Source organism: Roseomonas haemaphysalidis (assembly GCF_017355405.1).
Taxonomy (GTDB): domain Bacteria; phylum Pseudomonadota; class Alphaproteobacteria; order Acetobacterales; family Acetobacteraceae; genus Pseudoroseomonas; species Pseudoroseomonas haemaphysalidis.
In genome coordinates this window covers 32,666-44,858 of sequence record NZ_CP061178.1, presented here as the reverse complement: position 1 = coordinate 44,858, position 12,193 = coordinate 32,666, and the positions used below count along the sequence as shown (strand labels likewise).

General features: G+C 72.1%; 12 protein-coding genes. 5 read left to right on the top strand and 7 right to left on the bottom strand.

What is annotated here, in order from left to right:
* Window positions 1-2: 2 nt before the first annotated feature.
* The 5 genes from IAI59_RS17870 to IAI59_RS17850 all read right to left on the bottom strand — a co-directional run bounded on the left by IAI59_RS17870 (window position 3) and on the right by IAI59_RS17850 (window position 4,511).
* Window positions 3-893, bottom strand: coding sequence for a PfkB family carbohydrate kinase (locus IAI59_RS17870; RefSeq protein WP_207415735.1), 891 nt, complete (start codon window positions 891-893; stop codon window positions 3-5).
* Window positions 890-1,735 (bottom strand): BtpA family protein, encoded by an 846-nt coding sequence (locus tag IAI59_RS17865; protein WP_207415734.1) that lies wholly within the window; start codon window positions 1,733-1,735, stop codon window positions 890-892. The genes IAI59_RS17870 and IAI59_RS17865 overlap by 4 nt, the downstream gene beginning before the upstream one ends.
* Window positions 1,735-2,508, bottom strand: coding sequence for a glutamine amidotransferase (locus IAI59_RS17860; RefSeq protein ID WP_207415733.1), 774 nt, complete (start codon window positions 2,506-2,508; stop codon window positions 1,735-1,737). The genes IAI59_RS17865 and IAI59_RS17860 overlap by 1 nt, the downstream gene beginning before the upstream one ends.
* Window positions 2,505-3,554 carry a LacI family DNA-binding transcriptional regulator gene (locus IAI59_RS17855; protein WP_207415732.1) on the bottom strand — a complete coding sequence of 350 codons (1,050 nt, stop codon included), beginning with the start codon at window positions 3,552-3,554 and terminating at the stop codon, window positions 2,505-2,507. Before IAI59_RS17855 ends, IAI59_RS17860 begins: the two co-directional genes overlap by 4 nt.
* Window positions 3,555-3,782: 228 nt before the next feature.
* A complete protein-coding gene (locus IAI59_RS17850; protein WP_207415731.1) occupies window positions 3,783-4,511 on the bottom strand; it encodes an SDR family oxidoreductase in 729 nt (242 codons plus the stop codon).
* A gap of 65 nt (window positions 4,512-4,576) precedes the next feature.
* Between IAI59_RS17850 and IAI59_RS17845 the strand changes: the two genes are divergently transcribed.
* Window positions 4,577-5,521, top strand: a complete 945-nt coding sequence (locus tag IAI59_RS17845; protein ID WP_207415730.1) for an AraC family transcriptional regulator — start codon at window positions 4,577-4,579, stop codon at window positions 5,519-5,521.
* Between the two features lie 55 nt (window positions 5,522-5,576).
* Here IAI59_RS17845 and IAI59_RS17840 read toward each other — a convergent pair whose 3' ends face one another.
* Window positions 5,577-6,314, bottom strand: a complete 738-nt coding sequence (locus IAI59_RS17840) for a GntR family transcriptional regulator (RefSeq protein ID WP_207415729.1) — start codon at window positions 6,312-6,314, stop codon at window positions 5,577-5,579.
* A gap of 109 nt (window positions 6,315-6,423) precedes the next feature.
* Between IAI59_RS17840 and IAI59_RS17835 the strand changes: the two genes are divergently transcribed.
* The 4 genes from IAI59_RS17835 to IAI59_RS17820 are packed head-to-tail and all read left to right on the top strand — an operon-like array spanning window position 6,424 to window position 10,356.
* On the top strand, window positions 6,424-7,110 hold the full coding sequence (locus IAI59_RS17835; protein ID WP_207415728.1) for a hypothetical protein: 687 nt from the start codon (window positions 6,424-6,426) through the stop codon (window positions 7,108-7,110).
* Window positions 7,111-7,113: 3 nt separating this feature from the next.
* Window positions 7,114-8,214, top strand: a complete 1,101-nt coding sequence (locus tag IAI59_RS17830; protein ID WP_207415727.1) for an NADH:flavin oxidoreductase/NADH oxidase — start codon at window positions 7,114-7,116, stop codon at window positions 8,212-8,214.
* Between the two features lie 8 nt (window positions 8,215-8,222).
* Window positions 8,223-8,741, top strand: a complete 519-nt coding sequence (locus IAI59_RS17825; protein WP_207415726.1) for a nuclear transport factor 2 family protein — start codon at window positions 8,223-8,225, stop codon at window positions 8,739-8,741.
* Window positions 8,742-8,772: 31 nt separating this feature from the next.
* Entirely contained in the window at window positions 8,773-10,356 is a 1,584-nt protein-coding gene (locus IAI59_RS17820; RefSeq protein ID WP_207415725.1) for an ABC transporter substrate-binding protein, read from the top strand.
* A gap of 53 nt (window positions 10,357-10,409) precedes the next feature.
* Here IAI59_RS17820 and IAI59_RS17815 read toward each other — a convergent pair whose 3' ends face one another.
* The gene (locus tag IAI59_RS17815; protein WP_207415724.1) at window positions 10,410-12,164 is read right to left on the bottom strand and encodes a putative bifunctional diguanylate cyclase/phosphodiesterase; all 1,755 of its coding nucleotides are present in this window, start codon (window positions 12,162-12,164) and stop codon (window positions 10,410-10,412) included.
* Window positions 12,165-12,193: the final 29 nt, after the last annotated feature.

Here is a 12,193-nt window from a genome sequence, read left to right as displayed (position 1 = left end):
GGTCACGCGAGGATAGCCTTCAGCTCGGCCGCCGTGGGCAGGGACGCGAAGGCGCCGGGGCGGGACACCGTCACCGCCGCGGCACGCTGCGCCGCCGCGACCGCGTCGTCCATGGCGTGGCCTCGCAGCAGCCAGGCGGCCAGCACGCCGCAGAAGGTATCCCCGGCGCCCGCCGTATCCACCGCGCGCGCGGGCTGGGCGGGGTGCCGGCGCAACCCGCCGGGGCCCGCCATGGCGCAGCCGCCGGCGCCCAGCGTCACCACCGCGCAGCCCGCGCCCATGGCATGCAGCGCGGCCGCGGCCGCCCCGTCATGCAGTTCCGTGATGGCCGCCGCCTCGCCGTCGTTGGCCACCACCACGGCGCAGAGCGGCAACAGCGGCCGCATGTCCCAGCGCATCGGCGCGGTGTTGAGCATGACAGACGCGCCGCGCCCCCGCGCCGCCTGAACGGCGGCCAGCGTGGCGGGGGCGGACAGGTTGCCCTGCAGCAGCAGCATGTCGCCCTGTTGCAGCGGCTCCAGCGCCAGCAGCGCCGCCGCGGGGGACAGCGCATCGGCGGCGGCGCCCAGGGTCAGGATGCAGTTCTCCCCGTCCGGCGCGACCATCAGCAGCGACAGGTCGGTCGCCGCGTCCTGCGGCAGCAGCGAAACGCTGGCCAAGGGCTCGGCCCGCAGCGCCGCGCTCACCTCCGCCGCCGCGGCGTCCCGCCCCACGGGGGCGGCGAACAGCACGGCGGCCCCGGCGCGGGCCGCCACCACCGCCTGATTCAGCCCCTTGCCGCCGGGTGCGCGGCTTTGCCCGTCCGCCACCAGCGTTTCCCCCGCCCCCGGCAGGTGCGGCACCGGACACACGAGGTCGATGCCGGCATTGCCGAGGACGAGGAGGCGGCTCATGCGCGCGCGCGCTCCACCGCGGCCATGAAGGTGCGCAGCCGCTCGGGGTCCACCGGGTTCCACCACACGCCGTCGCGCTTCAGGTAGCTGGCGACGATCACCGCATCGGCCACCGTCAGGATGTCGCCCACATTGTCCGGCGTGACGCCGGAGCCGACGGCGACCGGCAGCGCGGTGCCGCCCGCGATGGTGGACAGCTCCTCCATGGTCGCGGAATCGCCGGTGCGCTGGCCGGTCGCGATGCAGACATCGGCATCAAAGAACTCGGCATCGCGTGCGAGCTCGGGGATCGAGCGGTCGGCGGTGATGGCATGCGCGCCGTGCTTGACATGCACGTCCGCGAAGATCTTCACGTCGCGCGCCCCCAGCCAGGCACGGTAGCGCGTGGCGGCGGCGGCGGGGCCCTCGATGAAGCCCTCGTTCGCCACGTAGGCATTGGCCCACTGATTGACGCGCACGAAGCTGGCGCCTGCGGCTTTCGCGACCGCCAGTGCCTGGATGGCGCCATTGGCCAGCACGTTGACGCCGACGGTCAGCCCGCTGGCGCGGCGCACCGCATCCGTCATCACCGCCATGCCGGCGGCGGTTTCCGGACCCAGGTGCTCAGGCTTGCTGAAGGGGATGTCGCCGTGGTTCTCGACGATCAACCCATCGACGCCGCCGTCGCGGTAGCGCCCGGCCTCGGCCACCGCGAAGTCGATGATCTCCTGCATCGGCCGCCCGTCGTAGCCGGGCGAGCCCGGCAGGGCGAGCGAGTGGATGACGCCGATGACGGCCTTGCGGCGGCCGAACAGCCCCTCGATGGCATTGGGGCGCGGCTGGAAGACGGGCTTGGCGGGCATCAGTTCCGGCCCGCCAGCCAGCCGAGCGTGTTGCGCCACAGCGTCTTGTAGCCGGGCCAGTCCACGAAGGGCTGCGGCAGCCAGTGCGGCCCGATGTCGGAGGTCCACGCCAGCGTGCGGCCCTCCCCATGCCGGCCGGTGACCAGTAGCGGGTGCCCGCCTTCTTCCGCCGGCAGGCGGGCCAGCACCTCGGCGCCCGGCTTGACCACCACCTCGTTGGCGCCGAGCAACAGCGGCATGGGCAGGTCGAGACCAGCGAAGATCGGATGGTTCCTGTGCGCTTCTGCGATCTCGGGCACGAAGCCGTCCGGCACCTCGATGCGGTCGTCACAGGGCAGGCATTCCACCGGCAGCGCCTCCTCCACCGGCGTGCGGCGCCAGCGGGCCTTGCCGTCGATGCCCTGGAAGGAGAAGTAGCCGCCAATCATGGCAAGCCCGCCGCCCTTGGCCGTCCAGTCGCGGATCAGCTTCAGGCGGTTGGGCACCGGCTTGCCGCGCAGCCACACCTCGGGCGGCAGCAGCAGCGTGTTCGCGCCGATGTCGGACAACAGGATCACGTCGTACTGCGCAAGCCCCTCGGCCGTGAAGGGAAAGCCCTCCGCCGCCTCGTGTGCCGGCATGTAGGTGAGCGCATAGGGGCTGTCGCGCAGCGCGGCCACCAGGGGCTCGGCGCCCAGGTGGAAGGTGACGCTGCCGAACTGGTCGAAGCCCTTGTAGTGGGTGGCCGACGTCGCCCAGCTTTCGCCGACGAGCAGCACCTTGGTTTCTGTCATGGGTGGATGGCTTTCCGTGTTGGGCGCGAGGACCGGGGGCGCCGCGCGGGCGGGGGTGCGACAGAATGCCGCACCACCAGTTCCACCGGCAGGCGGACCGGCGGGCCGACCGGCTCGCCGCGCAGCCGGCCGCGCAGCAGGGCCACGCCGCGCCGGCCAAAGGCCGCGACCGGCTGGCGGATGGCGGTGATGGGCGGGTTGAACAGGTGCAGCGGCCCGACATCGTCGAAGGCCACCAGCGACACGTCGGCCGGCACCGCGACGCCGGCCTCGCGCACCGCTTCCAGAAAGCCCGACAGCAGCGTGCCGGAGCCGATGAACAGCCCGGTCGGGCGCGCGTCCAGCGCCAGCCAGGCTGCGGCGGCGGCGCGGCCCTGTTCCGGGGTGTGGGGGCCGCTGATGCTCCAGTCCAGGCTGGCGCCCGGCGCCGCGTCGGCGGCGGCCTGTAGCCCGGCGCGGCGCTCGCTGCTGCTGAACAGCCCGTCCGGCCCGCCGACCAGCCCGAGGCGCCGGTGGCCGGCGGCCAGCAGGTGGTCGCCCGCCAGCCGGCCACCCTGGGCGTTGTCGCAGAACAGCTTGGGCACCTCGGTGCCGGCCACGTCCTCGTCGATCAGCACGATGCCCGGCAGGGCGGCGATGCGCTCGGCCAGCCGGCCGTCGTCGCCGTGGTTGGTCAGGAAGATCAGCCCGTCCACCTGGTGGCTCCGCAACCGCTCCAGGTAGTCCAGCTCGCGGTCCAGGCGGTTCAGCGTGGCGCACAGCAGCAGGCCCAGCCCTTCGGCCTCCGCCGCCTCCTCCACCGCCGCGGCGAGATGCGCGAAGAAAGGGTTGGCGATCTCGGGCACCACCAGGCCGATGGTGTCCGACCGCCCGAGGCTGAGGCTGCGCGCCAGGCGGTTGGGCCGGTAGTCGAGCTGCCGCACGGCGCGGTCGATCCGCCCGGCCGTGTCGGGTGGCAGGGTCAGCCCGGCATTCAGGTAGCGCGACACGGCGGTGACCGAGACCTCGGCCAATGCCGCCACATCCTTGACCGTTGCCCGCCGCATCAGGCCGCCTCGCCCCCGATCCGTTGTGAACCGCTTTAGTGAACCGATTTACAACGTGCAGGAGGCCGGAAAAGCCGTCAAGCCCGCGTTGCGCCGGCCGGCGGCCGTCTGGCACCGCCACTGGCCATCCAGATCGCGAGCACGGCACGGGGGCTGCGTCCGGCGGCAGGCGCTGTGGCCAGGAGCGGCCCCCGCGAGCCGTGGCGAGGGACCGCCCGCCCCCCCCCTTCAATCCTGCGCCGTCGGGCGGATTACGATGCTGCCCACCTCGACTTCGGGCGGCTGCCCGATCGCGAAGGCGATGCCGCGCGCGATGGCCTCGGGCGGGATCGCCACCTCGCCAACGCGTCGCCGCATCGCGTTCCGCACCTCCGGATCGGTCATCGAGTCGCTGAAGTCGGTGGCCACCATGCCCGGCGAAACCTCCGTGACGCGCAGCGAGGGCCCGGCCTCCTGCCGCAGCGCCTCGGTGATGGTGCGCACGGCGTTCTTGGTCGCGGCATAGACGCCCATGGTGGGCACGATGCGCAGGCCGGCGGTGGAGATCACGTTGACCACGTGCCCGCCACCCTGCCGGCGGAACACCGGCAGCGCCGCGGCGATGCCGTGCAGCACGCCCCGGATGTTGACGTCGATCATCGCGTCCCAGTCGTCGACGCACAGCGCATCGAAGCGCGAGATCGGGCCAATGCCAGCGTTATTGACGATCACGTCAAGCCGCCCGAACCGCTGCACCGCCAGATCCACCAGCGCCGCCACCCCGGCCCGGTCGCGCACGTCGGTGGCCCGCCACGCGGCGCGCCCGCCCGCTTCCAGGATGGCCCCGCCCACCGCCGCCAGCGGCGCTTCCCGCCGCGCGCCCAGCACCACGGCGGCACCCTGCCCGGCCAGCTCCCGCGCCGTCGCCGCGCCGATGCCGCTGCCAGCCCCCGTGATCACCACGACCTTGCCCCGCATGCCAGCCTCCCTGTCCAGCCCGCGATTTTAGGCGTCGGGACAGGACGTGCTATGCGCCAACCACCATGATTCTGTCGCATCCGTCCACGAAGGGCACCGACCCGCTGTCCGACGTCCTGGGAGTGCTGGGCGCGCGCAGCATCCGCCGCACCCGGCTGGAAGCGGCCGGGTCCTGGGGCCTCGCCTTCGCCGCGCAGGACCGGCTGAAATTCGTGGCGGTGGTGCGGGGCCATGCCTGGGCGATGCTGCCCGGCCGCGCGCCCCTGCGGCTGGCGGACGGCGACGTCTGCCTGCTGGGGCGGACCGCCTATGCCGTCGCCAGCCACCCCGGCGCCGCCCTGGCGGAAGGCGCGCCGCTGTTCCGGGCCGAGGCCAGCGAAGTTGTGCGACTGGGCGGCGCGGACACGGTGATGCTGGGCGGCGGCATCGCCTTCACGGAACACACGGCCGGCTTTCTGTTCGACGCCCTGCCACCGTTCCTGCTGCTTCCCGCATCGTCCGGCGCCGCCGCCACCACGGCATGGCTGCTGTCCATGCTGGAGCGCGAAGCCACCACGCCGCGCCCCGGCGGCGCGCTGGTGGCGGCCCGCCTGGCCGAGATCCTGTTGGTGGAGGCGATCCGCGCCGAGGCCGCCGCCCCGGCGACGACCCGGCCCGGATGGATCGCGGCACTGGCGGACCGCCAGGTGGGCGCCGCGCTGCGCCTGATGCACGGCGATGTCGCCTTTCCCTGGACGGTACAGCTTGTGGCCCGGCGGATCGGCATGTCGCGGTCCGCCTTCGCGGCACGGTTCCTGACCCAGGTCGGCCGGCCGCCGATGGATTACCTGTGCCATTGGCGCATGGTCCTTGCCCAGGCGGCGCTGCGCTCCGGGGAGGTGACCGCCGCCGCCGTGGCGGAACGGGTGGGCTATGCGTCGCAAAGCGCCTTTGCCCAGGCGTATCGCCGCTTCTTCGGCTACCCGCCCGGCCGCACCCGCCGGGACATCGCGCCCCCGCCGCCCGGCTGACCTCGCGGTTCCGGTTTGTGGGCTTCTCCCGCGCCGGGCCGGTCCCGGCAGGGCCTCACCGGCCGCCGCCGCCTTTTGCGCCGGGCCGCCGCAGCGGCGCCAGGGATGGCATGCCGGGCGGCGGCGGATCGCCGAAGAAGCGCAGTTCCGCCAGCAGAAAGTCGCTGGTGCTCTCGATCTCGTCGCGGATCGCGCAGCCGGCGCCCGCGCCGTCGCCGCGCCGCAATGCCGCGACCACGGATTTGTGCCGGTCGAACGGTGCATTCCAGCGCAGCAGCGCCGCCCGAGCGCCCCAGTACAGCGGCCCGCGCCGCAGCCACAGCGTTTCGATGAAGCCCAGCAGCATGGGGGCCCGCGCGTTGCGGAAGATGTCGAACATGAAGTGCTGGTTCTCCGTCAGCACCGCGGCCATGTCGCCCCGGGCCAGCGCCGCTTCCAGCAGGCCGACCCGGCGGTCCAGCCCGTCCAGCAGGGGCGCGTCGGCATGCGGCGCGGCAAGCCCGGCCGCCAGCGGTTCCAGCTGCAGCCGGATGGCGCGCAATTCCACGAAGGATGCCCGGGTGAGGCGCGGCACCACCGCCGTGCCGGAAGGCAGCACGTCCAGCACTTGCTCGGCCGCCAGGCGCTGCAGCGCGGCCCGCGCCGGCATCGGACTGGTGCCCAGCGCCGCCGCCACGCGGCGGATGGACAGCCGGTCGCCCGGCTGGAAGCTGCCGCCCATCAAGGCCAGCCGGATGGCGTCGTAGGCCTGATGCTCCAGCGTCAGGGGCGGCGGGCCGATGGGATTTGTCATTGCGTTGGCGGGCATTTTGTTATCACATTTCTGTAGCGACCGGTTAGCAGATCGCCGCTTCTGCCGCGACAGGGTTCTGCCGCCGGCAGCCGGCAAGGAGGGGACAGGCGTGGCCGAAAGCATCTTCTACGTGGTCGAGGTCGCCTTGCCCGAACACGAGCTTCCGGAATTCGCCGCTTGGTACGCGGCGGTGCATGCGCCGCACCTGTTCCAGGCGGGGTTCACCAACTGCACCTCCTACCTCGCCGTGTCCGGCGGCCTTTCGGTGGTCGACATCTACCAGGCCCCGGACTGGAGCATGTTCGAGGCGCCGGCCTTCGCGCGGTATCGCGGCCTCGTCTTCGAGGAGCCCTACCGGCCGGCGGCGCTGGCGGGAATCGCGAATATGCGCACGGTGTACCACCACCACGCGGCGACGCCCCTGCCGCCGCTGGACCCCGCAGCGTCCATGGATGCCGACTGGGTCCGCATCTGGCGGCTGCCCGGCGACACGGCGCTGGAGGACCGCATCGCCGCATGGCTGGCGGAAGACGGCGCCGCGGCGCTCGGCGCCACGCGGGTGCGGCTGCTGCACCGGGGGCCGGACGCACCGACCGGTGCCTCCGCCCGCCCGTCCCTGGCCCTGGTGACGGAATGGGCCGCCCGCCCCCCGGCCGGGGAAGCGCCGCTGCCCGAATGGATGCGCGAACACGTGGACCCTGCCCAGGGCTTCACCGGCTGCCGCCTGTACCCCTGGGCCAACGATCCGGCGCTGCAGGCCGAGGTGGCGCGCCGGGTCGCGGCGGCGGGGGCCTGAAGCATGGCGAGCCAGCTGTTTTCCCCGATCCGGCTGCGCGGCCTGACGCTGCCCAACCGCATCGTCATCGCCCCCATGTGCGAGTTCAGCGCCGAGGACGGCAAGGCCACCGACTGGCACCTGATCCACCTGGGGCACCTGGCCCTGTCCGGTGCCGGGCTGCTGATCATCGAGGCGACGGCGGTGGAGCCGCGCGGCCGCATCACCCGCGAATGCCTGGGCCTGTACAGCGACGAGACCGAGGCGGCGCTGGCACGCGTGCTGGCGGTGGTGCGCAAGTACAGCCGCATGCCGATCGGGCTGCAGCTCGGCCACGCCGGCCGCAAGGGCTCGCTGCGCAACCCGGCGGACGGCCAGGGGCGCGGCCACGCGACCGAGGCGGAAGGTGGCTGGCAGACGATCGGCCCGTCGCCCCTGCCCTTCGCCGCCGACTGGCCCGCCCCGCGGGAGATGGACCGCGCGGACATGGATGCCGTGGTGGCCGCCTTTGTCGCCACCACGGCGCGCTGCCTGCGGCTCGGCATCGACCTGCTGGAGATCCACGGCGCGCACGGCTACCTGCTCAGCAGCTTCCTGTCGCCGCTCGCCAACCGCCGGACGGACGCCTATGGCGGCAGCCTGGACAACCGCATGCGCTTTCCGCTGGAAGTGTTCGAGGCGGTGCGCGCCGCCTGGCCGGAGGACATGCCGCTCGGCGTGCGCTTCAACGGCACGGACTGGGACGAGCGCGGCATCACCACGGAGGAAGCCGTCCGCTTCGGCCAGGCGCTGGCGGCGCGCGGCTGCGACTATGCCGACATGTCCAGCGGCGGCAACGGCTTCGCCCGCATTCCCAGCGCGGCGGGCTATCAGGTGCCCTTCGCCACCCGGGTCCGGGACGAGGCGGCGATGCCCGCCATGGCCGTCGGCCTGATCCGCGAACCGGAGCATGCCGAGGCGATCATAGCCTCCGGCCAGGCCGACATGGTGGCGATCGGGCGCGGCTTCCTGAACGACCCGCGCTGGCCCTGGCATGCGGCCGAGGCGCTGGGCGTTTCCATCGAGGTGCCCTTTCCCTATTCGCGCGCTGCCACGCGCGCCGACATCCCTTCGTACGCCCGGTGAGCACCGCCATGGACTTCACGGCCCGCAAGCGCCTCGACCCCGCCCGGCGGCTGCAGCTGCTGGAGGACGCGGAGGAGATCCGCTGGATGAAGGCGTATTACGCCCAGGTCTGCGACGACAAGTTCGGCGCCGACCACCGGGCCAGGCCGCAGGCGGAAATCGATGCCGCCGTGCGCCCAATGGTGGAGCGCGTCTTCGCCGAGGACGCGGTCTGGGGCGGCGCGCCGGACGGCGCACCCCCGATCCAGGGGCGGGAAGCAATCTTCCAGCGGCTGCGCCTCAGCACCTGGACCTTCGCGATGCACTACTACGTCAACCCGGTGATCGAGATCGACGGCGACCGCGCCCATGCGCGCTGGATGCTGTGGGAGCCGTGCACGGCGGTGGACAGCAACACCGCCATGTGGATGTCGGCGGTCAGCGAGGACGACTACATCCGCACGCCGGATGGCTGGCGCCTGCGGAACTACGTGGTGCACTACAAGTTCCTGACGCCGTTCGACCGGCCCTGGACGGTTCGCGCATGATGGTTCCCACCCCCAGGCGAAAGGCCGCCGCATGAAGCGCCGGATGTTCCTCGCAGGCTTGTCGGCCACCGCCCTGCCAGCACCCCGCATCGCACAGGCGCAGGGCACCCGGGTGCTGCGCTTCATCCCGCAAACCGACCTCACCGTGCTGGACCCGGTCTGGACCACGGTCTACGCCACGCGTGACCATGCCAACATGGTGTTCGACACCCTGTACGGCACGGACCGCCAGTACCGGACTTCGCCACAGATGGTGGCGGGCCATGTGGTCGAGGATGACGGCCGGCTGTGGACGCTGTCGCTGCGCGACGGGCTGCTGTTCCACGACGGCACGCCCGTGCTGGCCCGCGACTGCGTGGCCAGCATCCGCCGCTGGGGCCAGCGCGACCCCTTCGGCCAGGCGCTGCTGGCGGCGACCGACGAGCTGTCCGCCCCCGATGACCGCACCATCCGCTTCCGGCTCAAGCGCCCGTTCCCGCTCCTGCCGGCGGCGCTGGGCAAGCTGCCATCCACCATTCCCGCCATGATGCCGGAGCGGCTGGCCAGGACCGACGCCTTCACGCAGGTGACGGAGATGGTGGGGTCCGGGCCGTTCCGCTTTCTGGCGGACGAGCGGGTGTCCGGCGCGCGCGTCGCCTACGCCAAGTTCGACCGCTACGTGCCGCGCCCCGACGGCGTGTCCGACTGGACCGCCGGCCCCAAGGTGGTGCACGTGGACCGGGTGGAATGGACCACCATCGCCGACCCCGCCACGGCGGCGGCGGCGCTGCAAAGCGGCGAGCAGGACTGGTGGAACTACGCGGCGTCGGACCTAGTGCCCCTATTGCGCCGCGCCGCCGGCCTGAAGGTGGAGGCGCTGGACCCGTCCGGCCTGTTCTGCCTGATGCGGCTGAACCACCTGCAGCCGCCGTTCAACAACCCGGCGATCCGCCGCGCCCTATTCGGCGCCATCAATCAGACCGACTTCATGACCGCGGTGGCCACCGACGACCCTTCCATGTTCCAGGTGCCGACGGGCTTCTTTCCGCACGGCACGCCGCTGGCCAGCGACGCCGGCATGGCCGCCATCCCGCGCGAGCCGGATTACGACAAGGTCCGGCGCGACCTCCGGGCCGCCGGGTACAAGGGCGAGAAGGTGGTGTTCCTGGCGGCCACCGACCCGGCCTTCGTCAAGTCGCTGGCCGATGTGGGCGCCGACATGCTGCAGCGCGCCGGCATGAACGTGGACTACCAGGTCAGCGACTTCGGCACCATGATCACCCGCCGCGTGACCCGCGCCCCGGTGGAGCAGGGCGGCTGGAGCGCCTTCATGACCGCGCTGGCCGGCATCGACATGCTGAACCCGGCGGTGCAGGCACAGCTGCGCGGCAACGGGGCCAATTCCTGGATCGGCTGGCCCGACAGCCCGCGCATCGAGCAGCTGCGCGACGAGTGGTTCCAGGCGCCGACGCCGGAAGCGCAGCATGCCGCCGCGCGCGCCATCCAGCTGCAGGCCTTCCAGGACGTGCCCTACCTGCCGGTGGGTCAGTTCTCGCAGCTCACCGCCTACAGCCGGCGCCTGAGCGACGTGCCACGGGGATATGCGTTGTTCTGGAACGTCCGCAAAAGCGGCTGAGGAAACCGGCCCCGACGCCGCCGCCGGCCAGGGCGGCGCCGGACCCCGCCCGTTCAGTGGAGCAGCACGGAGAACTCCTCCGCGCTCATGGGCTTGCCGAAGAAGTAGCCCTGCACCTCCTCGCAGCCTTCCGCGAGCAGCAGCGCCGCCTGGTCCTGCTCCTCCACCCCCTCCGCATTGGCCCGGACACCGAGCGCGCGGCTCATGCCCACCACCGCGCTGACGATCGCGCTCGCGTTGGGGTCGCGGCCCAGGTCCCGCACGAAGGAGCGATCGATCTTCAGCTTATCGAAGGGAAATTTCTGCAGGTAGCCGAGCGAGGAATAGCCGGTGCCGAAGTCGTCCATGGCGATCTTCACGCCCAGCCCGCGCAGCCGGCCGAGCATGGCCAGCGTATCCTCCGTGTCATTCAGCAGGACGCTCTCGGTGATCTCCAGCTCCAGACGCGCGGGCGACAGGCCACTGGCCTGCAATGCCGAGGTGACGCATTCGAACAGCCCCGCCTGCCGGAACTGCACGGGCGAGACGTTGACGGCGATATTCATGTGCGCCGGCCACAGCATCGCCTGCCGGCAGGCTTCGTTGATGGCCCAGGCGCCGATCGGGCCGATCAGCCCGGTTTCCTCGGCAACGCCAATGAACTGGTCGGGCGGCATGTTCCCATGGCCCGGGCGGTCCCAGCGCAGCAGGGCTTCCGCACCGATGATGCGCTTGTCTTCCAGGTTGATCTGCGGCTGGAATGCCAGCCTGAAGCCGCCGCTCGCCAGGGCCTGACGCAGGTCGGCTTCCAGCGCGCGCCGCTCCTGCAGCCGCTGGTTCATTTCGGTGGCAAAAAAACGATAGCCGCCGCGCCCCGCTTCCTTGGCCTGGTACAGGGCCAGGTCCGCATTCCGCATCAGCTGCGCTGGCTCGCAGGGCAAGCCCGGCTCCGACATACCGATGCCCACGCTCAACCCGATGCAGGCCTGACCGCCCGACAGCGCGAAGGGCTCCTCCAGCACCGCGATCAGCCGACGCGCCAGGAATGCCGATGTCTCCGGCTGCGTGGCGCCCAACTGGATCACCGCGAATTCGTCGCCGCCCAGCCGCGCCAGGGTGTCGTTTTCCCGCAGGCATCCGGACAGCCGCTTGGCCACGCCTTGCAGCAGTTCATCGCCCGCCGCGTGGCCCAGCGTATCGTTGACTTCCTTGAAGCGATCGAGATCGAGGCACAGCACGGCGGTCACGTCGCTGTCGCGCCGCCCGTGCTTGAGGGCCTGCGTCAGCCGGTCCGCGAACAAGCCGCGATTCGGCAATCCGGTCAGCAGGTCGTGCGCGGCCAGATAGCTGGCGCGGTGCAATGCCTCGTCCAGCAGCCGCAACGGCAACACGCGGAGCAGCGCGAAGATCACGGTCGCGAGCAAAGTGGAGCACGACGCCACCAGCAAGGTCATCAACAGCGGCTGCAACAGGCTGCGGGCCGCCTCCGTGCTGCCGATCGTCTTGCCGTCCACCAGCACTGCCTCGCTGTAGGTGGCCAAAGGCCAGGCCGGCTCCACCGCCGGGGCGGACTCCAGGATCAGGCGGCCCGATGCGTCGAACACCCGCCGCCGCTCGCCAGAGGCACGGCCCTGCTCCGGCGCGCGGACCCGCACGCCTTCGAACGCCCAGAACGCCGGGTTGGTGCGCGACAGCTCGGCGATTTCCAGCGCATGCAGCGTGGCGCTGGCTTCCAGTGCGCCGAGCACGCGAAAGCGCGCCGCCGCGAAGAAGGTGGCAGGCAGGGCCAGTGCGAACAGCAATGCAGCCAGCGCCGACAAACCCGTCATGGTCCGTGCCACGGCCCGGCGCGACGCGT